Origin of the sequence: Arthrobacter sp. E3, assembly GCF_017353415.1 — a bacterium.
GTDB lineage: Bacteria > Actinomycetota > Actinomycetes > Actinomycetales > Micrococcaceae > Specibacter.
In genome coordinates this window covers 12,415-36,004 of record NZ_JAFMPX010000036.1, presented here as the reverse complement: position 1 = coordinate 36,004, position 23,590 = coordinate 12,415, and the positions used below count along the sequence as shown (strand labels likewise).

Genomic DNA, 23,590 nt, shown 5'->3' with positions numbered 1-23,590 from the left:
GGGCGTCCACTTTGGCCTCTATTGGTGACGGCCCGGCGTCGTACATTAAGAGTCGTGCATCAACAACCGTTTCGCGGCCGTGGAAACTGGCCACGCGGTGCACCCGGGTGACATGCTCGGATGAAGCAAGACAATGCTGGAACAACTGGGGGAGTGTGCGAATGTCAGGATCAGTGTGGGTTTTGGTGACGATGGGAGTCTTTGCGCTCGTCGTGGTGGTGTTGGTGGTGGTGCTGCTGGTTGGCCGCTTTAGCAGCAAGGGAACGGACACGCGCTTTGAGAGTCCGCAACCGCGTCCGCGCGGGGAGGCAATCCCGCCGACCGGATCGCGCTGAGGAGACTCTTAAAAACAAGCGCTCTCCCAGCCATTGGTGGGAGAGCGCTTGTCATGAGGGGAGAGACTACTCGCCGGATTCCTTGCGGGAGCCCAGCTCGGCGTCAAGGCGCAGCAGGCCGTTGCCGTCCCCACCAATCAGCTTGACACGGCCAATGATTTCACCCACCGTGGCTTCTTCTTCCAACTGCTCCTCGATGAACCAGTTCAGCAGCGGGATGGAGTCAATGTCGCCCTCCTGCTGGGCCAGGCGGTAGAGGTTGCGGATCGATTCGGAAACCTTTTGTTCGTGGGCCAACGAGGCTTCGAAGGCTTCAAGCACTGAGTTGATGGTGACATTCGGGGCTGTGATGGCAGCGATTTTGGGTGCGGCGCTGCGGTCCGTCATGTGGTCGGTGAACTTTTGTGCATGTTCGAGTTCTTCGCCGGACTGTGCCAGGAACCAGCCCGAGATGCCGGGCAGGTCCTGGACATCCATCTCAATGGCCAGCTGGCGGTAGACCACCGAGGCCTCGATTTCCATGGTGATTTGGTCGTTGATGGCGGTTGCGAGTTTTCCCTTGAGTTCCATGACCCCACGCTATTGCCCGGAACTACCACTGACCAGCAAAAGTGGCCCACTTCACCGCATCGTACGTGCACGTTGCCACCGATGGCGGGCAAACGCTCTCCCTCGGGTAAGTTAGGTAGGGAAAGAAATATGAACAGATTCGTCGTAATCCACTGAATTTTCGTAGGAGACAGCTCACCCATGGCCAAAATCATCTACACCCTGACTGACGAAGCGCCCATGTTGGCAACGTACTCATTCCTGCCGATTGTCGAGGCCTTCGCCTCCACTGCAGGGGTGGACGTGGAAACCCGGGACATCTCCTTGTCCGGACGCATCGTCGCCGTCTTCGGCGACTACCTCACTGAAGACCAGCGCGTCGTCGACGCGCTGGCCGAATTGGGCGCCCTGGTTAAGAGCCCGGACGCCAACATCATCAAGCTGCCGAACATCAGCGCCTCCGTCCCGCAGCTGAAGGCAGTCATCGCGGAACTTCAGGGCCAGGGCTTCGCCCTCCCGAGCTACCCGGACGACCCCTCCACCGATGAGGAAAAGGACGTCCGCGCCCGCTACGACAAGATCAAGGGCAGTGCCGTCAACCCCGTTCTTCGTGAAGGCAACTCGGACCGCCGCGCGCCCCAGTCGGTCAAGAACTACGCCAAGGCGAACCCGCACAGCATGGGTGCATGGTCAACGGATTCCAAGACCAACGTCGCCACCATGGACAAGGGCGACTTCCGCCACAATGAGAAGTCCGTGGTCATTCCCGCCGATGACAAGATCAAGATCCAGTTCGTTGCCGCCGATGGCACCACCACCGTTTTGAAGGACTCCTTCCCGGTGCTGGCCAACGAGATCGTCGACGGCACGCTCATGAGCGCCGCAGCATTAGATGAGTTCCTCGCTGCGCAGGTTGCCCGCGCTAAGGAAGAGGGCATCTTGCTCTCGGCCCACCTGAAAGCCACCATGATGAAGGTCTCAGACCCCATCATCTTCGGCCACGTGGTCAAGGCCTACTTCCCGGAGCTGTTCGCCAACTATGGCAAGGAGCTGGCAGCAGCAGGCCTGAGCCCGAGCAATGGTCTGGCCTCCATCCTTAACGGCTTGGGTGAACTGCCCCAGGACGTACGCGACGGTGTTGAAGCTGCCATCAAGAAGGGCTATGAAGACGGCCCGGCGTTGGCCATGGTTGATTCCGACAAGGGGATCACCAACCTGCACGTACCCTCCGACGTTATTGTGGACGCTTCCATGCCTGCGATGATCCGCACCTCCGGACACATGTGGGGCGCGGACGGCCAGGAGCACGACACCCTCGCAGTGCTCCCGGACAGCTGCTACGCCGGTGTGTACCAGGCAACGATTGACGACTGCCGAGCGCACGGCGCCTTTGACCCCACCACCATGGGCACCGTCCCCAACGTTGGGCTGATGGCACAGGCAGCCGAAGAATACGGCAGCCACGACAAGACCTTTGAACTGGCCGAGGCTGGCACCGTGCAGATCGTCAACGCTGCTGGCGCCGTGCTCATTGAGCACAGCGTAGAAGCCGGTGACATCTGGCGCGCCTGCCAAGTCAAGGACATCCCGGTCCGCGACTGGGTCAAACTGGCCGTCACCCGCGCCCGCGCATCGGCAACACCAGCTGTGTTCTGGCTCGATGAGTCCCGTGCCCACGACGCCAACCTGATCGTCAAGGTCAACGAGTACTTGAAGGACCATGACACCGACGGCCTGGATATCCAGATCATGTCTCCGGAGAAGGCCACCACCTTCACGCTGGAACGTATTCGTCGCGGCGAAGACACCATCTCCGTTACCGGCAACGTGCTGCGCGACTACTTGACCGACTTGTTCCCGATCCTGGAACTGGGCACCAGTGCCAAGATGCTCTCCGTGGTCCCCCTGATCGCAGGAGGCGGGCTCTTCGAAACAGGTGCGGGCGGTTCCGCACCCAAGCACGTCCAGCAGCTGATCAAGGAAAACCATCTGCGCTGGGACAGCCTCGGGGAGTTCCTGGCCCTGGCTGTCAGCTTCGAACACCTTGCCGTCACCGAAGGCAACGCCCGGGCACAGATCCTGGCTGACACACTCGACCGCGCCACGGGCACGTTCCTGTTGGAGAACAAGTCCCCGAAACGCTCAGTTGGTGAGATCGACAACCGTGGCAGCCACTTCCACTTGGCCAAGTTCTGGGCCCAGGAATTGGCGAAGCAGGACGTCGACAAGGATCTGGCCGCTGCCTTCGCTGCGGTTGCACAAGACCTGACCGACAATGAGGATGCCATCATTGCCGAACTGGCCCACGTGCAGGGTTCCCCGGTTGATCTGGGCGGGTACTACCGTCCGGATGCGGCGAAGGTTGCTGCGGTCATGCGCCCTTCGGAACTGCTGAACAAGGCCATCGCGACCCTGGCCTAGCGGTTCCTGCCCCTTCCGAAGAAACCCGCCCTCCACAGGGCGGGTTTTTCTTGCCCTCGTTGGACTGGGGCAGGAAGCAATGGGAGCGGAAAACAGCCGTTATCAGATCTTTACGAAAATATGTGTCGTACGTCACCTACCGGGGGGTAGGGTCAAGTCACGTGTAGCCAATTCTCACGCGGAACGATGACGTGCCGCGGGTGTTGATGCGAATTTCGGAAGGCTGATTAATGAACCGCAAGAAAGTTATGACAACGCTGGCTGCGGCCGCGACTTTTGGTATGTTGTTGGGAGGCTGTGCAAATCAAGCTGCTCCGGCAGGGGGAGGTGCCACAGAGGGCGGTAGCTCAAGCGCCATCAATATTCCGGCCCTGACAAGTATCGAAACACCTAAGGATGCCGTTCTTCCCGCCGGCGATGGCAAGGCCGTCTGTCCAGCAACGACAACCCTCGCATACATCGGTGCGCAAACGGGTGCAAATGCTCAGCTCGGTATTAACATTTTCCAAGGTATTCAGCTAGCCATCAATGAGCACAATGCGGCGAACCCCGAGTGCCAGGTGGCTTTTAAGAAGTTCGACACCGAAGGGGACCCGAACAAGGCAACAGGCCCTGTCACCCAGGCTACGAAGGAAGAAAGCATCATCGGCGTTGTGGGGCTCCCGTTCTCGGGCGAGTCCAAGGCAACGGGTAACATCTTCGAACAGGTGAAGATGGTCCACATCACCCCTGCAGCCACGAACCCGGGTTTGACTGAGAACGGTTGGACAACATTCTTCCGCGGTCTGGGCAACGACGCTGTACAGGGCCCGGCGGCCGCCAAGTTCATGACAGGCAAGCTGGGAGCCAAGAAGGTCTATTTGGTTCAGGATGACTCCGAATACGGAATCGGTTTGGGCAAGACCACGTCGGACGGCCTCGGGGATGCCTTGATTGGCACGGACAAGGTCACACAAGGTCAGAAGGACTTCTCGGCCACAATCTCCAAGATCATGAATTCTGGAGCCGACGCGGTGTTCTACTCCGGCTACTACGCCGAAGGTGCACCGTTTGACCAGCAGCTCGTGGCCAAGGGCTACACCGGAACGTTCATTGGCCCGGACGGGCTGAAGGATGACCAGTTCATCAAGCAGGCAGGCGACGCTTCGAAGAACGCCTACTTCACCTGCCCATGTATCCCAGGTGAGCTGATCCCGTCGTTCGCCAAGGCCTACAAGGCGCTGGCAAACATGGATCCGGGTACGTATTCCATTGAGGGCTACGACGCCACTACGGTTCTGCTGGCCGGTATCGACGCAGGTAAGCAGGATCGGGCAAGCCTGCTTGACTGGGTCAAGAACTACGACGCCGACGGCTTGAGCAAGCACTACAAGTGGAATGACAAGGGCGAGCTGCAGGCCCCGACCGTTTACGGCTACAAGGTGGAGAACAGCAAGATCGTTCCCATCGGTGCCATCGGGGAGTAATCCCGCACATGGACAATGCTGTGGGGTGGGGGAACCCGTCCCACGGCATTGCCATGCACACATCTTTTATTCCACTCCGCAAGATCCAGGGGCCGCGGGCACAACCTGTCCCGGCACCTCGCAAGATCGGACAGTCCCTATGATCCCAACCATCCTCATGGCCGCACCAGTGGCCAATGACTGGATTACCCTAGACTTTGTCTCCTTAGGGCAAAACTTTTGGTCAGCAACCTTTGACGGCCTGACGTTTGGCTCCATCTACGCCCTCGTGGCACTCGGCTACACCCTCGTTTACGGTGTGCTGAACCTCATTAACTTCGCCCACTCCGAAGTGTTCATCATGGGTTGCTACGCAGTGTTCTTCACCCTGAGTTTTCTGGGTTTTGGTCCCTCAGCACCCAACCTGGGCATCGGGCAAATCGTCGTGAATCTCCTGCTGGCTCTGCTGGCAGCCATCGTGGCATCTGCGCTGACAGCGTTCCTCCTGGAACGGCTAGCCTACAAACCGCTGCGAAAGCGAAACGCACCGCGCTTGGTGTTCCTCATTACTGCCATTGGTGCTTCGTTCACCATCCAGTACCTGATTTTCCTGTGGCGTGGTCCGGTACCTGAGCAAGCGCTGACCATGTTCCAGACCAAACCGATTTTCGAAGTCTTCGGCACCATCATCTATTCAGATCAGATTTTGATCGTTACTGCTGCAGTCATCATGATGGTGGTCACCGAGCGTTTCATCAGCAAGTCTCGGACCGGGCGTGGCATCCGCGCCGTGGCCCAGGATCCTGACACAGCCACATTGATGGGTGTGAACAAGGAAAAAATCATTATCACCACCTTCGTCATCGGTGGCATCCTGGCCGGTGCTGCCGCACTGTTCTATGTCATGAAGATCCCCTCCGGTGTGGTTTATAACGGCGGGTTCATCCTCGGCATCAAGGCCTTTGCCGCAGCAGTTCTTGGCGGCATTGGCAACGTCCGTGGTGCACTGCTCGGCGGCCTGCTGCTGGGCCTCATTGGCAACTACGGGCAGATTCTATTGGGCAACTCCCAGTGGACTGACGTTGTTGCCTTCCTGGTGCTGGTACTGGTGCTGCTGTTCCGCCCCGAAGGCATCCTGGGCACGTCATTGGGAAGGAGCAAGGCATGAGCATGTTCGACGGTCCCAAGCCACTTGATACGGCCAAATCCGACCAGGCCAACGCAAAAATGGAATCCTCCGGTGTACCGCCGGGATCCAGCGCCGCCGTCCCGCGCCCCAATCGAAAATTTGGCAGGTGGAGCGACTGCTGGCGGGAGATGCCACGCCAAAAGCAATGGCTGATATTGATCCCCATCGTCATTGTGGCGTTCCTGCTTCCGGTGGTAAACCCTCCGTTTATCACCACGGAACCAGGCAATGACTGGCCGCTGGCCTGCCAGCTCATGGCCATCTACGCGCTGGTAGCCGTGGGCTTGAACATCGTGATCGGCTACGCAGGTCTGCTGGATCTGGGCTACATCGCCTTCTTTGCGGTCGGTTCCTACACGGCGGCGATGCTGACGAGCCCGGACTCCGCGTTCATCAAGATCCCGTACCTGTGGACTCTCCCTGTTGCGATTGCCGTCTCCATGTTCGTCGGTGTTCTACTCGGCTTGCCCACCCTTCGCCTGCGAGGGGACTACTTGGCCATTGTCACACTTGGTTTTGGTGAAATCGTGCGCATCCTGGCCACCATCATTCCGGCCATGAAGGGCCAGCCAGGCTTCCAGAACGTGGGACACCCCCCGGGAGTCGGCGCCGACGGAATCCCCATCTTTGCCAACTCCAATGGAACCCCATGGTATTGGTTGACCCTGTCGATCCTGATCATCATGCTGTTCCTCGTTGGCAACATGGAGCGCAGCCGCGTGGGCCGTGCCTGGATCGCCATCCGAGAAGATGAGGACGCCGCCGAAACCATGGGCGTGCCCACCTTCAAGTACAAGGTCTGGGCGTTCGCCCTCGGAGCCGGTGTGGGCGGTCTCGCCGGAGCGCTCATGGGCGGTCAGGTCGGATTCGTGAACAACCAGAAGTTCGACGTCGTGACGTCCATTTTGTTTGTTGCGGCAGTCGTCCTTGGCGGCTCGGGCAACAAGGTGGGTGCCATCCTCGGAGGGGCGCTGGTTGCCTACATTCCGTTGCGCTTCACCGCCATTGCAGAGTATAAGTTCCTCATCTTTGGCCTCGCTCTGGTCCTGATCATGATCTACCGTTCCCAAGGCCTGGTGCCAGCCAAGCAACGGCTGCTGGCCTATGGAACCAAAGCGTATGCAGCGGTCAGGCGGCAGAACGCAGAAAATGCCAGGAGGCCTGGTACCCCGGATGGCAGTAGCGGCTCCGGCACACCTCCCACAACGCCCGTACCCAACGCTGAGGGGAGCGCATCATGAGCGGCGAGTCAGCTGAACCGCGGATCCAGCTTGGCAAGGTGACGCACAGCGGCGGGGGAGTCGGCCTTGAAGCGGCTGAGATCAGCCCTGACCGCGACTTTGCCGTGTCGGTCGGTGAAGACCTTGTGGAAGTGAAGAACCTGACCATGAAATTCGGTGGCCTGTTGGCCATGGATGATGTTAGCTTCAACATCAAGCGTGGCGAGATTCTAGGCCTGATCGGTCCCAACGGAGCTGGGAAAACGACCTGCTTCAACGCCATGACAGGGGTTTACAAGCCGACCAGCGGGCAAGTTCTGCTTGAAGGCAAGTTGCTCAACGGCATGAAGCAGCACAAAATTACCCGTGCCGGGCTGGCCAGAACATTCCAGAACATCCGCCTCTTCGGTGAGATGACAGCGCTGGAAAATGTGGTGGTCGGCCTGGACGCCAGGCACAAGACAAGTGTTGTAGGTGCCCTCTTGCGGGTGCCCCGGCACGTCCGTGAGGAAAAGAGCGCCATTGAGCGTGGCATGGCCCTGCTGAACTTTGTTGGCATTGGGCACCAGGCAGCCACACTCTCGCGGCACCTACCCTATGGCAGCCAACGTCGTCTGGAAATCGCCAGGGCACTGGCCACGGATCCGAAGGTTTTGTGTCTGGATGAACCTGCAGCCGGCTTCAACCCTGCGGAAAAAGAAGAGCTCATGGCCTTGATCCGGACCATCCGGGACGACGGCTACACGGTGCTCTTGATTGAGCACGACATGAAGCTGGTCATGGGTGTCACAGATAGAATTGTGGTGTTGGAATTCGGCAAGAAGATAGCCGACGGCAAGCCGCACGACATCCGTGAAGATCCGCGCGTAATTTCCGCCTACCTAGGGGAGCCTGACGATGACTTTGCTTGAGCTTGACGATGTCTCTGTCTACTACGGACGGATTCAAGCGATCCATAACATGTCCTTCACGGTTGAAGAAGGCGAAATCGTCTCCCTGATTGGTGCAAATGGGGCGGGTAAGACCACCACCATGAAAACCATCTCCGGGCTGCTGAACCCCACCACAGGAACCATTAAGTTCATGGGTGAGGACATTACGAAGATGAAGGCGCACATCCGGGTCGTTCAGGGTATCTCCCAGGCTCCTGAGGGGCGCGGAATCTTCCCGGCCATGACGGTGCTGGAAAATCTTGATATGGGCACTTTCGGCCGCAAGGACCGGAGCGGAGTGGGGGAGGATCTTGAAAGGGTGTTCGATCTGTTCCCGCGGTTGAAGGAACGTGTGAAGCAGTATGGCGGCACCATGAGTGGCGGTGAGCAGCAGATGCTCGCCATTGGACGGGCGCTGATGTCCCGGCCCAAGCTGCTGCTGCTGGACGAGCCCTCCATGGGTCTGGCTCCACAGTTCATCCGGCAGATCTTCAAGATCATCACCGAGATCAACAGTCAGGGGACCACCGTGCTGTTGGTGGAGCAAAACGCCAACCAGGCCCTTGCCAGGGCGCATCGCGGATTTGTCCTGGAGACAGGGGAAATCACCCACAGCGGCACGGGCAAGGAACTGTTGGCCAATCCGGCCATCAAGGAAGCGTACCTGGGCGTCGGCTAAAGTAGTCAGCCCAGCCCCACCACTCCCGACGCTCCTGCAGCTTTTGTATGAAACTACTGAACGCTCCTGCAATTGATGCAGGAGCGTTCAGTATTTAACCCCGAAAAGTGCTGGAGCGTCGGTAGGGTAGGGCCGTGAGGAGTGGGGCCGTGAGTTGGTGGGCGGGTGCGTTACAGGTCTGTGCGGGTGTCGTTGGCGTAGCTGACGCCTATTTGGCGGCGGGCGTCGTCGAACAGTTCCATGATGGCCAGGGAATCATCCAGCGGCATAGTGGCGCTTTCCGTCAGCCCGGCCTGGATGCAGCGGGTTACCTCGCGTAGCTGGTAGGTGTATCCGCTGCCGGGGTGCTCGAACATTTCCACCCGCTCGTTGTCCCGGCCCACACTGATTTTTAGGCCCTTCGGGTTGTTCACGGAGCCAATGGTCTCCAAGAACCCTTCGGTTCCCGACACCGTTGCGGTGCGGGGGCCATGGGATGCAAGGTAGCTGATCAGCTGGGCCTGCGCGCCATTGGCATAGCTGAGCGTCAAGGTGTTTGCGGCATCCACGCCGAGCGCCGTCAGCTCTGCCGTAGCGGAGACGGTGTCCGGACGGCCCAGCGTGCCCCATGCCCACAACAGGGGGTAGACGCTGATGTCCAAAAGAGCCCCGCCACCGTCGGCAGGGGCCCAGATGCGGGCTGAATCATCCATCGGAGCAGGGAAGCCAAGGTCGGCCCGTACCCACTTCACTTGGCCGATCTCTCCTGATTCCAGGATCTCCAACGCCCGCTGGAAGCCGGGGACAAACCGTGCCCACACAGCTTCCATGAGGAACAGCCGCCGTTCCCTGGCCAACTCAATGAGCGCCCGGGATTCCGCAGCTGTGATGGTCAGTGCCTTCTCGCACAAGACGTGCTTGCCGGCCAGCAGGGCAGCCTTGGCAATGTCATAGTGCTGGGCGTGCGGGGTGGCGATGTAGACGACGTCGACGTCGGGGTCGGCCATCAACTGAAGGTAGCCACTGGCGCCCAAGCCGTCAGCTCCGCCGTCGTAGTAGTGGCTGGCGAAGCCAAAGTTCTCCGCAAACTGTGCCGCACTCTTGGCGCTTCGCGAACTGACGGCCTGCAGGACTGCATCCTCCAGCAGGGCCAAGTCGGCGGTGACGGTCTGGGCGATGTTGCCCGTGGCCACAACACCCCACCGCAGGGCGGTGCCCGTGGCAGCGAGGGTTTCAGGGTTGAAGGTGGTGTACCAGTCGGGCCGGCCGACGAAACGTTGGATGCTCATGCCTCAAGTCTGCCAGCAACCCCGCACAGGGGCCGAACATGACAGCTCAGGGACCACTGGTGAACTTGTCGGCGGCAACGTGGTCGGCGGCTTCAGCGCTGCTCTCATCCATGGTCGGCCTGCCCAAAAGCAACGATTGATAGGCGTCGGCGGCTCCAAACAGCGGGGAGACTGCTGAGCGAATCTTCGTGCCGCGTCGGGAGCGGATCAATTTGACGCCCATGCCGACCACGATGGCGACCCAGAACATGGCTATTACCCCGGCAATCAGCGTTCTTGCACCATCGGAGTCCATAAAGGAATACAGCGGCACTGCGATGAGCACCAGAACACAAGCAATTGTCATCAGGACTTTTAATTTCATGACTTCACTCCCCAGTGATTTCTTTGAGTCTATAAGGGGAGGGGCAGAGTGCAAAGGGCCCCGCCCGTCGTCGTGAAGTTCGACGTCGGATGGGGCCTTTGCTGTTTGACTCACCTTGCAGCGGGGTCAGCCCTTGACGGAACCGCTCATCAAACCGCCCACAAAGTATTTGCCCAACAGGATGTAGACAATGAGTGTGGGCACGGAGGCGATGAGTGCCCCGGCCATGGAGGCGGCGTAGTCGGTGAGCTGGCCGCCTGCCAGGAAGGACAGTGCGATCGTCACCGGACCGTTGCGACCGGAGGAGAAGAACGCGGCAAAGAGGTAGTCGTTCCAGGCGGAGGTGAACTGCCAGATCAGCACCACGACAAAGCCGGGGGCGGAAATCGGGAAGATCACGGAGCCGTACGTGCGCAGGATGCCGGCACCGTCCATGCGCGCGGCCTCGATGAGTTCATCGGGGACGGTGGCATAGTAGTTGCGGAAGATGAGCGTACAAATCGGCAGACCGTACACAATGTGCAGCAGCAGCAGTGAAGGGATGCCCTGCGGCACACCCAGGTCGCTGACCAGCTGGGTCAGCGGGATCATGACGGCCTGGTACGGGATGAACATGCCGAACAAGATCAACGTGAAGACAATGTTCGCACCGGGGAAACGCCACTTGGCGAGCACATAGCCGTTGATCGAGCCAAGGAAGGCTGAGATCAGAGCTGAGGGCACCACGAGTATGACGGTACGTCCCAGCGAGGGAGCCAATGTGGTCCAGGCCTTGGCCCAGCCTCCGGTTTCCCATGTCTGGGGGAGGTACCATGCGCGCGAGGGGTCGGCGTCGGCCGTTCCCTTGAAACTGGTGATGAACAAAACGTACGCAGGGAGCAAGACGATGATGACGAAGAAAATCAGCAGTGCGTACTTCAGCGTGCGGTTGATGCGGCGCTTGTTGTTGCGCTTGGCATCCGATTTCATATCCTGCGCCGAACGCAGGCGGTTCTTGTTATTCACTGTGGCGGTGGACATTAGCGCTTCTCCGCTCGTGAGGTGTACCAGAGGTAGGGGATGACGACGAATGCCACAAGAACCAACAGAATGGTTCCAATCGCAGCAGCATCGGCATAGTCGCTGCCGATGTACTTGACCCACATCATGGTGGCGGGAACCTGGACGTCATAGGTGTTGGCGTCCGGAACAATGGCGCGGATGAGGTCGAACAGCTTCAAGGACATGTGCCCGATGATGATCACGGCGGACAGCATGACAGGGCTCAGCTGGGGGAAGATGACGTGGCGGTACAGCTTCCATTCGGTGCAACCATCGATGCGGGCTGCTTCGCGGAGTTCATCGGGGATGCCGCGGAAGCCGGCAAGGAACAAGGCCATGACGTAGCCGGACAGCTGCCAGACAGCAGGGACGGCAATGGCTGCGATGCCCCAGGTGGGGTTGGACCACCAGTCGTTCTGGAATGCGCCGAGGCCAACGCTGTCGAGCAGGCGGTTCAATCCTGTGGTGCGTTCACCACCGGGCTGGGATGTCTGCAAGCTGGAGAGAAGCCAACGCCAGACAACACCGGAAGCGATGAAGGACACTGACATGGGGAACAGGTAGACCGAGCGGAAGAAGCCTTCGCCCTTGGCCGGCTGTTCCAGGATCCAGGCCCACAGGAAGCCGAAGATCAAGGTGCCACCGAGGAACACGATGGTCAGTATCAGCAGGTTCCACAGGGAGTGCTGGAAGTTTGGGTCTGCCAAAAGATTGGTGTAGTTCTCAAAGCCCACATATTTGTTGCTGGGCTTGGCCGTGTGCTGGTTAGTGAGACTGACACGGAAGTTCTCAATGATGAGCCAGTAGACGAAGACGCCGACCAGGATCATGGTGGGGGCGAGCAGTAATACACCTGGGCCCCATATTTTTGCGCGTTTCAACATAGTTTGCCTCCTTCCGAAGAGAATCGGTACTGCACGGATTGGGGGCTGCGCAACAAGATTGTTGTGCAGCCCCCAACCTGAGTGCAGTTATTACTTGGCGAACTTCGCCGCGATGGCTGCTGCGGAAGTCTGCAGGCTGTCGACGTTCTTGTCGCCGCCGAACTTGCTGACTGCGGTGCTCAGGTCATTCAACCAGGCCACCGGCACTGCTGCACCGTGGGCGAGTGAGGAAACAATCTTGTCCTGGCTGAAGTCCTTGATGGCGCTCTTCTGGTATTCAGAGAAGTCATCCGTCTTAGCGGTGGTGTTGGCCGGGATGGAGCCCTTGACCTTGTTGAAAGCGGTTTGGCCCTCGGCGGAGCTGATGGTCTTCAGCCATGCCTTGGAACCTGCCGGGTTCGGGGCGCCCTTGGGCAGGGTGAAGGAGTCGGCGAGGAAGTCGAAGACGCCTGCAGTGCCCGGAGTAGCGAAGTAGGTGTAGTCAACGCCGGACTTCTTCTTGTCCTGCTCGAACTTGGCCTCAGCCCAGTCGCCCATGACGTTGTAGGCAGCTGCGCCGTCTTCAACAAGCTGCGTTGCCGGAGCCCAGTCGCTGAGGGAGTCGCGGTCGGTGTTGGTGTAGGAGAGGGCCTTCTCATACGCCTGGATAGCGGTGGTGACCTCGGCGCTCTTCCAGTCCGTCTTGCCGTCCCACAGACCGTTGTAGCCGTCACTACCCAAGCTGGAGAGGAGGATGTTCTCGAACAGTTGGACCTGGGTCCAGGAACCGGCCACGGCCAGGGGGATCTTCCCGGAGGCCTTGACCTTGTCCATGTCGGCGAACCAGCCAGCAAGGTCGGTGGCCGGCTTTTCCGGGTCAACACCGGCCTTCTTCAAGACGTCAACGTTGGCCCAAACCACGTTGGCGCGATGGATGTTGGAGGGTACCGAGTAGATCTTGCCGTCCACGGTCAGGCGGTCAATGAGGTCCTTGGGGAACTGCGAGGTCAGGTCGTTGTCCTTGTAGAAACCGCTGAGGTCCTCGAGCTGGTCTGCATCGATGTAGTCCTGCAGTTCTGCGCCTGCGTGTGCCTGGAAGGAGTCCGGCGGGTTGCCAGCCTTGAGCTGGGCAGCCAGGACGCTCTTGGCCTGTGAGCCGGCGCCACCGGCAACGGCCAGGTTGTCGAACGTCAGGTTCGGGAAGTCCTTATTGAAGACACCGACCAGGGCATCAAGGCCGGCCTTTTCGGAACCATCGGCCCACCAGGTGAAGACACCGACCTTCCCTGTTGCGTCGCTGGGGTTGGCGTTGTCACTGGGGGTGTCGCCGCCGCCGCCACAGGCTGCCAGGGTCAGACCCAGCGCTGCAACTCCGGCAAGCAACGATAGACGACGTCGCATATGTATCCTCCGTGAAAAATTGTTTGAAAATGATGATCTTTGTAAGTGTAGCAAACACTTACTCAACAAAAGTTACCTTCATCACTCCTTGCCGTCAACTGTTTAACGCAACGGAATGGTAACGGTGCAATGGGTCGACTTTGGTGTGTTCGCCGGTGGCTGCTGAATGTTTCAGTTGTGGCTGTGGTGCAAAGCCAATGAGAGTGCGCCCAAGGCTTCGGCGCGGTCTCCCAGTGAAGACATGACAACAATGGTGTCTTGACCAATGGCTGGCACCGCATGGCGGATCAGCCCGCGACGTATGGGAGCCAAAAGGACTTCCCCGAGCGAGGAAAGGGGTCCGCCTACAACAATGATTTCGGGATTGATCATGTTGGCGACATTCGCTATCGCCCTTCCGACAGCCATGCCCGCGTCGTCAATGACCCGCAAAGTTGCGGCGTCCCCGGAATGGGCGCGGCTGATGATGTTCTCAACTGTTAGGGGTGTGGGTTCGCCGCGGCTCAGCAGATCAATCATGACGGTAGTTGAGGCGACTGTTTCCAGACAGCCTCGGTTGCCGCAACGGCAGACCAATCCCTGATCAAAGATGGTTGAGTGGCCGATCTCCCCCGTAATTCCGGTATGGCCGTAGTAAGGCGCGCCATTGAGGATCAGTCCCGCACCGATCCCGCTGCCGATCTTCAAGAACACCAAGTCCTTGGCGGAGCGGTGTTCCCCCCACGTAATTTGCGCCAGTGCACCCAGGTTCGCGTCATTATCGACAAGGATGGGCATCCGCAGCGCCTGCTCGAGCTGCGAAACGATGTTCACACCAACCCATTGGGGGAGGATCGCCCCGCGAATGACAGTGTTCGTGCGGTGGTCGATGGGGCCCGGGATGCCCACGCCCGCTCCTATGACACGACTGCGGGAAATTCCTGTTTCCGCTAGGGCTTCCTCCAGCAGAGCTGCGGCCGTGGCTATGCTATCTGCGGCCAAGTGGCCTACGGGGAGGGCAGCAAAGCGTTCGTCCTTGAGCTTGAGTCCAGGGCTTGCCAGTGCCAGGCGCACGTGGCTGCGCCCAAAGTCTATGCCCAGGGCTACATCGGGGGATTCCAGTAGTGAGACAGCCACAGCGCGGCGTCCAGAACTTGTGGTGGGATGGGTGGTTGCCAGTCCATTGGCACACAGGGCTTTGACAATATTGGAAATGGTGGCCGTCGACAGGCCCGTGGCTCGGGAGAGTTCCGCTTGGGACGATGTCCCGCGCTCCCGAAGCTCCGCCACAATGAGTTGCTCATTGTGGCGGCGCAGAGCTGATTGTGACCCGGGTCGGAGATTCTCGCTGGTTTGCCGGCCGGGTGTGTCATTCATAGGTAGTAGCGTGCATCACATTTTGATTGTAGTCAAGATGTGAACGCAAGATCCATAAGTTTCAAGAGTTATGCCTTAACGCAAAAGGCATGGATTTGACCGTGGACGCTGATAAAGCCACGTCAATGCCAAAAATTGGGCAACTTTGACGTTCTTCCGGCGAAAACTTGTTCAGAATTTGTTGATTCTTGTGACGACGGCTAGGACTGGACCTGCTTGTGCTTGCGGGCCAAGGCAACGTAGTCCTTCGCGTTCTCCTTGATATGTTCGAGTTCCTCGGCCCCTATTTCACGACGCACCTTGGCTGGAACGCCCGCCACCAATGAGCCGGGCGGGATGACAGCCCCCTCCAGGACTACGGCTCCGCCAGCCACCAGGGAGCCTGCCCCGATGACGGCGCCGTTCATGATGGTTGCGCTCATTCCTATCAAACAGTCGTCTTCCACCGTACAACCGTGGATGATGGCACCGTGGCCCACACTGACACCCTTGCCCACACTGGTGGGAAACCCGGGATCAGCGTGGAGCACCACATTGTCCTGCAAGTTGGAGCCCTCGCCCACCGTGATGGTGTTGGTGTCCGCGCGCACCACCACCCCGTAAAAAGCGCTGGCGTCGGCGCCCAAAGTGGCTTGGCCGATCACGATGGCCGTGTGTGCCACAAACGCACTTTCATGGACTGAGGGGGTGTTGCCGTCAAGGGTGATGAATTGCTTCATTGCGGATCCAATCAGAGGGGTCGGGCGGATGGGAAAGAGCGGATGGAAGAACCCGGACAGATTCTACCAACGGGGGTGGATGGCTGCCCTGAAATACGCATCGTAAATGCTGCGGACGCCGTCGGTGAAGTTGCTGCCAAGTTCGGGCAGCGAACCTGCCGCTGCGTTGGCCTGCGCCTGTGACGCGGAACGGGCGCCAGGGATCACCGTAGACACGCCCTCTAGCTGGGAAACCCAGGCGATGGCAGCCTGAGCGGTGGTGGCCGGTGTCGTGCTTCCGGAACTGTCCTGCACGGACGCGGCCAAGGAGCCGAACGCGGCAGCCGCGTCCAGCCCGGCCGCGTAGTCCACTCCGGAAAACGTTTCTCCCACGTCAAAGTGGCTGCCATCGCGGTTGTAATTGCGGTGGTCGTTGTCAGCAAAGCGGGTGCTGGCCGTGTAGTTGCCGGCGAGCATTCCGCTGGCGAGGGGGACACGGGCGATGATTCCGACCCCGGCCTTTAGGGCTGCGGGCAGCACTTCATCCAGCGGTTTGAGCCGGAACGCGTTCACGATGATTTGGACGGTGGCAACATTGGGGTGGGCGATTGCTGCGAGTGCCTGGCTGCACGTTTCAACGCTCAGGCCGTAGCTGGCAATGGCGCCTTCGGCCACGAGCGTGTCCAGGGCGTCATAGACCTCATCGGATGTGACGACGTCGGTGGGAGGACAGTGCAGTTGGACCAAGTCGAGTGTGTCGACGCCCAGGTTCTTCCGTGAGCGGTCTGTCCAGGCGCGGAAGTTCGCCATGACGTAGTTTTCCGGCAGCTGATCCATGCGCCGGCCCATCTTGGTCGCCACCGTGAGGCCGTGGTTGGTGCCCCTGTTGCGCAGGAAATTCCCAATGACCTGCTCGCTGCGGCCGTCGCCGTACACATCGGCAGTGTCAAAGAATGTCACGCCGGAATCGGCAGCGGCGCCCAGCACGGCAAGTGCATCGGCTTCGCTGACCTCACCCCAGTCGGCGCCAAGTTGCCATGTTCCAAGCCCGACGGCGGAGACGGTGCGGCCGGTTTTCCCCAAGATGTGCTCTCTCATGCCTCCACCCTAGCGAAAAGCATTCAGCGTGCCAGATGCCGGAGGTATTCGTTGTACCCGCGTTGGGCCCACAGGCCCGAGGGACCTAAAGTTCATCGCGCCCAGCGCGGTGAACTTTGGGAGGGCGTGGGGATCAGTCGAAGACGACGGTTCGGTGGCCGTCGAGCAGAACACGGTGCTCGGCATGCCATTGCACAGCCTGTGCCAGGGTGCGTGCTTCGACGGCGCGGCCCATGGAGACAAACTTGTCCACCGAGTGCCCGTGGTCCACGCGGATCACTTCCTGCTCAATGATGGGACCTTCATCCAACGCTGCCGTCACATAGTGGGCGGTGGCGCCGATGATCTTCACACCACGGGCATGGGCCTGGTGATAGGGCCTGGCCCCCTTGAAGGAGGGCAGGAAGGAGTGGTGGATGTTGATGGCTTTCCCGGCCAAGTGGTTGCACAGCTCATCAGAGAGGACCTGCATGTAGCGGGCCAGTACAACAAGCTCAATGTCGAGCTCGGCGACCAGTTCCAGAAGCTGCCCTTCGGCCTCGTCCTTCGTCGCTGCGGTGACGGGGATGTAGTGGAAGGGGATGCCGTAAAACTGCGCCAGCGGCTCAAGGTCGCGGTGGTTGGAAACGATCGCCGGGATTTCCACCGGCAGCGTCCCGGAACGCTGCAGGAACAAGATGTCGTTCAGACAGTGTGCAGCTTTGGAAGCCATGATCAGTGTGCGCACCGGTGCCCCGACGCGGTGCAGGGTCCAATTGAACTCGAAGTTCCCAGCGATCGACTCAAGCTGTTCGCGGAGCCGGCTGAACGACGTCGTGGTTTCCACTGCAACGCGCATGAAGAAGGTGCCGGTGTCCGGGTTGCCGTACTGCTGGGAGTCGGTGATGTTGCAGTCGGCCTGAAGCAGTGCCCCCGAGACGGCATGGACAATGCCGGGCCGGTCGGCACAAGAAAGAGTCAGCACATATCCGTGCGAAGCTGCCGGAATGGGCGCGGCAGGGGAGTTTGAATCAGTCACCCGCCCAACGTTACCGCCCAATTGGGGCCCTGTACTACAATTGAGGAGTTGCGACTGGCGATGAGGTGGGACACCACCGGGGAGCAGCACGAGCGAAGACTTTGCGATCGTACGCCTGGGACGCAAGGTCACGTAGAGCCAATGCGCGCATTGGCGATAATCTTTTCAAGAAGAGTTTTTTTCGTGCTGCCCACTCAGGAGTCTGTAGTGTCTTTTACCACCACCTCGTCCGTGACCAACGCCCCGCTCTCGGAGCTTGACCCGGAAATCGCCGCCGTCCTGAAGGACGAGCTTGGCCGCCAGCGCGACACGCTGGAAATGATCGCCTCAGAGAACTTCGCACCCCGCGCCGTCTTGGAAGCCCAGGGCTCGGTGCTGACCAACAAGTACGCCGAAGGCTACCCCGGCCGCCGCTACTACGGTGGTTGCGAATTCGTGGACGTGGCTGAGAACCTGGCCATCGACCGTGTCAAGGAACTGTTCGGGGCCGAATACGCCAACGTCCAGCCGCACTCCGGCGCCCAGGCCAACGCCGCTGCGCTCGCAGCCATGATCAAGCCAGGCGAGAAGATCCTGGGCCTGTCCCTGGCTCACGGTGGACACCTGACCCACGGCATGAAGCTGAACTTCTCCGGCAAGCTGTACGACGTCGCCGCCTACCAGGTTGAGGAAGACACCTTCCGCATCGACATGGACAAGCTGCGCGAGCAGGCCATCGCCGAGAAGCCCCAGGTCATCATCGCTGGCTGGTCTGCCTACCCGCGCCAGCTGGACTTCGCAGCTTTCCGCTCCATCGCTGATGAGGTGGGCGCACTGCTCTGGACGGACATGGCCCACTTCGCCGGTCTGGTTGCCGCTGGCCTGCACCCGTCCCCGGTGCCGTACTCCGACGTGGTCACCTCCACCGTCCACAAGACGCTCTCCGGCCCGCGCTCGGGTGTGATCCTGGCCAAGAAGGAATGGGCCAAGAAGCTCAACTCCGCCGTGTTCCCGGGGCAGCAGGGCGGTCCGCTCATGCACGTCATCGCTGCGAAGGCCGTGGCCTTCAAGATCGCTGCAGGCGAAGAATTCAAGGAGCGCCAGCAGCGCGTACTGGAAGGCGCGACGATCATTGCCGAGCGTTTGAACGCACCGGACGTTGCCGAGGCAGGCGTGTCCGTGCTGACCGGTGGCACCGATGTGCACTTGGTTCTCGTTGACCTGCGCAACTCCAAGCTGGACGGCCAGCAGGCCGAAGATCTCCTGCACAGCGTTGGCATCACCGTCAACCGCAACGCCGTCCCGTTCGACCCCCGCCCCCCGATGGTCACCTCCGGCCTGCGCATCGGCACCCCGGCACTGGCAACCCGCGGCTTCGGTGCTCCGGAGTTCAGCGAAGTTGCCGAGATCATCGCCGCAGCGCTGAAGGGTGGCGCAGACGTGAACGCCCTGAGCGCCCGCGTAAAGGCCCTGACCGCCAACTTCCCGCTGTACCCCGGCCAGGAAGAATGGTAAAAATGTCCCCAGCTCAAATCCTTGATGGCAAGGCCACAGCCGCTGCCATCAAAGCCGAACTGACAGTTCGTGTGGCAGCCCTCGCTGCCCGAGGAGTCACGCCGGGCCTGGGTACCATCTTGGTTGGCTCGGATCCGGGCTCCCAGTGGTACGTGGGCGGAAAGCACAAGGACTGTGCAGAGGTGGGCATCAAATCCATCCGCATCGATTTGCCGGATTCGGCCACCCAGGATGAAGTCCTGGCTGCCGTCCGTCAGCTGAATGCTGACCCCGCCTGCACGGGCTACATCGTTCAGCTGCCTTTGCCGGCGCACATTGACCAGGACGTGGTGCTTGAAGCCATCGACCCGGACAAGGATGCCGACGGCCTGCACCCGATGAACCTTGGCCGCCTGGTGGCCAATGTCAACCGGCCCATGACGTCCCCACTGCCGTGCACGCCCAAGGGGTGCATTGTTTTGTTGGAGCGTCACGGGATTTCACTGGCTGGCAAGCGCGTGCTGGTGGTTGGCCGCGGCGTGACGATCGGCCGGCCCATGGGTCTGCTGCTCACCCGCCGCGACATCAACGCCACAGCGGTCCTGGCCCACACTGGAACGACGGACCTGGCCGCTGAACTGCGCCTGGCCGACGTGGTCATTGCCGCCGCCGGTTCCCCGCACATGATCAAGGCCGCTGACCTGAAGCCCGGAGCCATTGTTCTGGACGTCGGCGTCAGCCGCGTTGATAACGGCAGCGGAAAAGCTGTTGTCACCGGGGACGTGGAGCCTGCAGCCGCCGAGGTGGCCAGCTGGATCTCCCCGAACCCGGGCGGTGTGGGTCCCATGACCCGCGCCATGCTCTTGGCCAACGTGGTGGAGGCTTCCGAGCGCGCTGCAGCCTAGCTGCGGCTTTTCAATGCGCACCACACGCTTTGGGGCGGCCGACGGCGGAACTTTTGTTCCGGCGTCGGCCGCTTCTTTGCCAGGGGCTGAAGTTTGGTGACCACGGCCTGGCTGCTACCAATACATGAGGGTGGTTTGACCGGACTTTCCGGCCCAGTAGAGACGCAAGCGGGCCACATATTTCTTGCCCTTGAATAGTTTCACGTTGAACGAGGCGTTGCGTTCCTCCCCGCTGTCATCATCGGACTCCAAGTGGCGAAGTTCGCCGTCCACCTCCTCAAACAACACCAGGACAGTGTCCGCCATGCCAAACGTGGACAGCTGGTAGGTGCGGGTTTCCTCCGGAACAATGGTGAAATCTGCTTGCTCGCAGGGTTTGAGCAACAGTGGTGCGGAGCAAAACGCCGTCAAGAACCGTTCTTTCTGGGTCAACGCAGGGTAGAACCGCAGCGCCCATTCCTTGTCGGTGGGGGACAGCCCGCCCGGAGGGTTCAGTCCCTTGCGGTATTGTTCTGGCTCCCTGATGAGCCCGGCCGGAAACCAATATTCCATGACGGAGTCCGGGTCCCAGTTTGAGCCGTCAACTTCCTGTGGACTGAGCTTTTGCAGCACGTTGTGGAATACCTGCAGCCTGGGCCAGAAGTTGGGGGAACCGGCAAAGTAGCTGTAAACCTTCGGCTCGTCCCACACAATCCCGGCGAACGGGTTTTGATGTTCGTGTGGCATGCCCAGCGTATGGCCGATCTCATGCAGCGCGGTGGTCCGGCCATAGCTGTCAGTGAGGTCCCAGCCGAAGTTCATGGTCGGTTCGGTGTTGGCGATCCCGAGCACGTCGCGCCCAATGTAGGACCATGAGCCATCTGTTTGGTCGAAGGCAATCCTGACTTCGGCTTCGCTTCGGGCTGTCACTTCCTTGAAATCGAGCCCCAGGCCCAGTGATTTCCAGTGTGTAAACGCGTCCCTGACAGCCTGCTTCTGCGGTTCGGGGCCGTCGAAGAAGCAGTACCGCAGCACTGTCCCGTTCACCCACTGGGCGTCCATTTGGCGCACGAGCCGCACCCGCTGCTCTGAAACTCCCGGCTCAAACCGTCGAGGCCGGCGGGGCTCGGTTCTGCACACCGGGCGGTTCTCTAACAACTCCATGGTGGTCCTCCTTGACCATTGCGGCGGAGCCAACAAAGAACGGCGGCCCTGCACAATATGCAAAAAATTCCTCCTGCGACGGGTAGCCTGCAGGTTGTCTTCACAGGCTATCCCGGGGCACTGACATTCACAGTGAGGGAGGCTGGTTGCTGCGGTGGTGTTGAAGGAGTGCCGCCTGCACGCGAGACTCCAAGCCCAGTTTCGCCAGCACCCGGGAGACGTGTGTCTTCACTGTCGCTTCCGAGATGCCCAGGTGGCGGCCAATGGAGTAATTCGTCAAGCCTTTCCCCAATGCCTCGAACACTTCGCGTTCCCTGGCTGTCAGCGTGTCCACTTCTGGTGTGGGGTGCTGGCTGGTCCGGTTCCCGCCGCTCCGGCCCGCAGGGCCCCAAACTAATACGAGTCATGATCGAAAGTGGTCAACACCAGCACTTTCGAGAGCCCTCCTGCACAGATGGTTTCTGTAGCCTTCACCCCGTCCAACACCGGCATCCGCAAATCCATGAGAATCACATCCGGTATCAAAGCACGCGCCATGGTGATGGCAGCGTGGTCATCGACCAACAACACCGCGATGCGTCGTTCGCTGGACCCTGTGGGTCCGGAGTTGCAGGTGCCCAGACGCGGAGAATCGCTCATGTGTGACCTCCTGCGGGCTCGATTGCCGCAAGTAGAGAATCTGCAGGCAGTTTCACAAGCGGCAGCTGCAGCACCACCTTCCACAGACCTGCAGCGGAGCCCGCAGCGAGACGTGGACCTGCTATGAGATCGGGGCCTACCGTGAGAGTGCCGCCAACGTGGGCGGCGCGGAACTGCATGCTGGGAATGCCAGTGCCAGTGCCAGTGCCTGCTCCGATGCCCGTGCCGGGGCCAGCACTGCCGGGAGGCATAGGAGGTATGGAAGCGCGGACGTGCACGGGGGAGGCAGGAGCCGTGTGCGCGCCAACTGGCAGTCGATTCGTCACGGTCAGGACAACCCCTGGGGAATGTTCCAGAGTGCCGGAGCCGACGAACGGTACCTGCCCGTAGCCCAGCACGACGTCGACTTCCTGGCCTGGGGCGTGCTTGGCGGCGTTGGCGACTGCCTCGGACAAGATCCGGTAGAGCGCAGTCTGGAGAGGCAGACTAAGGTGCTCGCCGGCGTCGTCCAAGGAATTTGCGTACCGCAGTTCCATGCCGGCGCTGCGGTACTGCCGGAGCAATCCTGTCAGGTCGCTGAGCCGCCCGCCTGCCTCCGCTAGAGCACCGGTGTGAAGAAGCCGGATCATGGCGTTGAGTTCCTCCAGCCCGGCCACACTTTCATCCCGAATCTGGTTCAAAAGCGTCGTGGTGGCGGGGGCAGCAGGAACTGTAGAACCGGCTGCCGACGCGTGCAGGGCAGACGCGTGCAGTGCCGCGCCGGATTGCAGCGCGATGGCGGAAAGCCGGGCGGAGACCACGTCGTGCAGCTCGCGGGCCATGTGCTGACGTTCGCGCTCCAGTGCAAGGTCATGGGCGCTGCGTTGTGCCAGCAGCCGCTGCTCTGCTGCGTCCTGGAGAGCATCTGCGCGGGCAGACTCACTCAGGGCCAAAAGGTTGGCCTTGCGCAGGTTTCCGGCCCATTCCACAGGAGTCAGCAACGTGACAACGGCAATGACGGCCGCGGCGATGGCCGTTGCAGCACTTCTGGACACGAGGAAAGCCGCCAAGACCAGTAAGACCGGCAAGACCCAGGACGCCCGCGCCGCTGCTTGGGATGCTCGGGGTGTTGCAAAGAGCACCAGCGAAAAGAAGAACTCGAACGCAAGCAAAAAGGCGCCGGCATGCCCCGCCAGTGCCAGTCCCACAACAGCAACGCCGCACATCCACCCCATGGCAGCAGGGGATGCCCGGCGCAGCATCACTCCCATACATCCCAGTACCGCAATCGCGGCCCACGCGGAGGCGAAAGTCTGCACCCGCAAGCTGCCGGTGCCGGCAAGATCAACGGCCTCAAGCAGCCAGATAATGGCGAAATAGCCGCCTGCAAGCGCCATGTCCTCCACCTTGATGGTGGCAATGCGGCGCATAGAAAGTTGCCTGTACCCCCGAAGAAGACGGGCGAACGCTGATGCCTTTTCGGCAGGGGCCGTGAGTTCGTCCATGGGCCCACCTTCCGCTGCGACGTCACCGGCAGGCAAGCCGGTTCCAGCGATCTGCAACTAAGGGATGAG

Annotated in this window: 23 protein-coding genes; 9 read left to right on the top strand and 14 right to left on the bottom strand. The window is 60.5% G+C overall.

Annotation, left to right across the window (positions count from 1 at the left end):
- Positions 1–161: 161 nt before the first annotated feature.
- A complete protein-coding gene (locus JMA46_RS13845; RefSeq protein ID WP_207345928.1) occupies positions 162–335 on the top strand; it encodes a hypothetical protein in 174 nt (57 codons plus the stop codon).
- Positions 336–401: 66 nt separating this feature from the next.
- On the opposite strand, the gene JMA46_RS13840 is transcribed toward JMA46_RS13845, so the two are convergent.
- Positions 402–905 carry a ferritin gene (locus JMA46_RS13840; RefSeq protein ID WP_207345927.1) on the bottom strand — a complete coding sequence of 168 codons (504 nt, stop codon included), beginning with the start codon at positions 903–905 and terminating at the stop codon, positions 402–404.
- Positions 906–1,085: 180 nt separating this feature from the next.
- Here JMA46_RS13840 and JMA46_RS13835 point away from each other — a divergent pair, with 180 nt between their 5' ends.
- The 6 genes from JMA46_RS13835 to JMA46_RS13810 all read left to right on the top strand — a co-directional run bounded on the left by JMA46_RS13835 (position 1,086) and on the right by JMA46_RS13810 (position 8,770).
- A complete protein-coding gene (locus JMA46_RS13835) occupies positions 1,086–3,305 on the top strand; it encodes an NADP-dependent isocitrate dehydrogenase (RefSeq protein WP_207345926.1) in 2,220 nt (739 codons plus the stop codon).
- Between the two features lie 230 nt (positions 3,306–3,535).
- Complete coding sequence (locus tag JMA46_RS13830) at positions 3,536–4,771, top strand: branched-chain amino acid ABC transporter substrate-binding protein (RefSeq protein ID WP_207345925.1); 1,236 nt, start codon at positions 3,536–3,538, stop codon at positions 4,769–4,771.
- Between the two features lie 139 nt (positions 4,772–4,910).
- Complete coding sequence (locus JMA46_RS13825) at positions 4,911–5,918, top strand: branched-chain amino acid ABC transporter permease (protein ID WP_207345924.1); 1,008 nt, start codon at positions 4,911–4,913, stop codon at positions 5,916–5,918.
- Entirely contained in the window at positions 5,915–7,180 is a 1,266-nt protein-coding gene (locus JMA46_RS13820; RefSeq protein ID WP_207345923.1) for a branched-chain amino acid ABC transporter permease, read from the top strand. Before JMA46_RS13825 ends, JMA46_RS13820 begins: the two co-directional genes overlap by 4 nt.
- The gene (locus tag JMA46_RS13815; RefSeq protein ID WP_207345922.1) at positions 7,177–8,070 is read left to right on the top strand and encodes an ABC transporter ATP-binding protein; all 894 of its coding nucleotides are present in this window, start codon (positions 7,177–7,179) and stop codon (positions 8,068–8,070) included. Before JMA46_RS13820 ends, JMA46_RS13815 begins: the two co-directional genes overlap by 4 nt.
- Positions 8,057–8,770, top strand: coding sequence for an ABC transporter ATP-binding protein (locus JMA46_RS13810; protein WP_207345921.1), 714 nt, complete (start codon positions 8,057–8,059; stop codon positions 8,768–8,770). The genes JMA46_RS13815 and JMA46_RS13810 overlap by 14 nt, the downstream gene beginning before the upstream one ends.
- Positions 8,771–8,940: 170 nt before the next feature.
- On the opposite strand, the gene JMA46_RS13805 is transcribed toward JMA46_RS13810, so the two are convergent.
- From JMA46_RS13805 to purU, 9 genes are all read right to left on the bottom strand, one after another.
- Positions 8,941–10,032, bottom strand: a complete 1,092-nt coding sequence (locus JMA46_RS13805; protein WP_348770175.1) for a Gfo/Idh/MocA family oxidoreductase — start codon at positions 10,030–10,032, stop codon at positions 8,941–8,943.
- Between the two features lie 52 nt (positions 10,033–10,084).
- Positions 10,085–10,402: a hypothetical protein gene (locus JMA46_RS13800; RefSeq protein ID WP_207345919.1), complete on the bottom strand. Its 318-nt coding sequence runs from the start codon at positions 10,400–10,402 to the stop codon at positions 10,085–10,087.
- Positions 10,403–10,528: 126 nt separating this feature from the next.
- Positions 10,529–11,371: a carbohydrate ABC transporter permease gene (locus tag JMA46_RS13795; RefSeq protein WP_207345932.1), complete on the bottom strand. Its 843-nt coding sequence runs from the start codon at positions 11,369–11,371 to the stop codon at positions 10,529–10,531.
- Between the two features lie 50 nt (positions 11,372–11,421).
- Positions 11,422–12,327, bottom strand: coding sequence for a sugar ABC transporter permease (locus JMA46_RS13790; RefSeq protein WP_207345918.1), 906 nt, complete (start codon positions 12,325–12,327; stop codon positions 11,422–11,424).
- 90 nt (positions 12,328–12,417) lie between these two features.
- On the bottom strand, positions 12,418–13,707 hold the full coding sequence (locus tag JMA46_RS13785; protein WP_207345917.1) for an ABC transporter substrate-binding protein: 1,290 nt from the start codon (positions 13,705–13,707) through the stop codon (positions 12,418–12,420).
- Positions 13,708–13,878: 171 nt separating this feature from the next.
- Positions 13,879–15,063, bottom strand: coding sequence for an ROK family transcriptional regulator (locus tag JMA46_RS13780; protein ID WP_207345916.1), 1,185 nt, complete (start codon positions 15,061–15,063; stop codon positions 13,879–13,881).
- Between the two features lie 200 nt (positions 15,064–15,263).
- Positions 15,264–15,782 carry a gamma carbonic anhydrase family protein gene (locus JMA46_RS13775; RefSeq protein ID WP_207345915.1) on the bottom strand — a complete coding sequence of 173 codons (519 nt, stop codon included), beginning with the start codon at positions 15,780–15,782 and terminating at the stop codon, positions 15,264–15,266.
- A gap of 63 nt (positions 15,783–15,845) precedes the next feature.
- Positions 15,846–16,859 carry an aldo/keto reductase gene (locus JMA46_RS13770; RefSeq protein WP_207345914.1) on the bottom strand — a complete coding sequence of 338 codons (1,014 nt, stop codon included), beginning with the start codon at positions 16,857–16,859 and terminating at the stop codon, positions 15,846–15,848.
- A gap of 133 nt (positions 16,860–16,992) precedes the next feature.
- On the bottom strand, positions 16,993–17,877 hold the full coding sequence (purU, locus tag JMA46_RS13765; protein WP_348770174.1) for a formyltetrahydrofolate deformylase: 885 nt from the start codon (positions 17,875–17,877) through the stop codon (positions 16,993–16,995).
- 207 nt (positions 17,878–18,084) lie between these two features.
- Here purU and glyA point away from each other — a divergent pair, with 207 nt between their 5' ends.
- Together glyA and JMA46_RS13755 are read left to right on the top strand one after the other, a co-directional pair.
- Complete coding sequence (glyA, locus tag JMA46_RS13760; protein ID WP_348770173.1) at positions 18,085–19,371, top strand: serine hydroxymethyltransferase; 1,287 nt, start codon at positions 18,085–18,087, stop codon at positions 19,369–19,371.
- The gene (locus JMA46_RS13755) at positions 19,365–20,255 is read left to right on the top strand and encodes a bifunctional methylenetetrahydrofolate dehydrogenase/methenyltetrahydrofolate cyclohydrolase (RefSeq protein WP_207345912.1); all 891 of its coding nucleotides are present in this window, start codon (positions 19,365–19,367) and stop codon (positions 20,253–20,255) included. The genes glyA and JMA46_RS13755 overlap by 7 nt, the downstream gene beginning before the upstream one ends.
- 114 nt (positions 20,256–20,369) lie before the next feature.
- Here JMA46_RS13755 and JMA46_RS13750 read toward each other — a convergent pair whose 3' ends face one another.
- The 4 genes from JMA46_RS13750 to JMA46_RS13735 all read right to left on the bottom strand — a co-directional run bounded on the left by JMA46_RS13750 (position 20,370) and on the right by JMA46_RS13735 (position 23,521).
- A complete protein-coding gene (locus JMA46_RS13750) occupies positions 20,370–21,398 on the bottom strand; it encodes a M12 family metallopeptidase (protein WP_207345911.1) in 1,029 nt (342 codons plus the stop codon).
- Positions 21,399–21,525: 127 nt separating this feature from the next.
- Positions 21,526–21,732: a LuxR C-terminal-related transcriptional regulator gene (locus JMA46_RS13745; RefSeq protein ID WP_207345910.1), complete on the bottom strand. Its 207-nt coding sequence runs from the start codon at positions 21,730–21,732 to the stop codon at positions 21,526–21,528.
- Positions 21,733–21,791: 59 nt separating this feature from the next.
- Positions 21,792–22,037 (bottom strand): hypothetical protein, encoded by a 246-nt coding sequence (locus JMA46_RS13740; protein WP_207345909.1) that lies wholly within the window; start codon positions 22,035–22,037, stop codon positions 21,792–21,794.
- The gene (locus tag JMA46_RS13735; RefSeq protein WP_207345908.1) at positions 22,034–23,521 is read right to left on the bottom strand and encodes a histidine kinase; all 1,488 of its coding nucleotides are present in this window, start codon (positions 23,519–23,521) and stop codon (positions 22,034–22,036) included. Before JMA46_RS13735 ends, JMA46_RS13740 begins: the two co-directional genes overlap by 4 nt.
- Positions 23,522–23,590 lie beyond the last annotated feature (69 nt).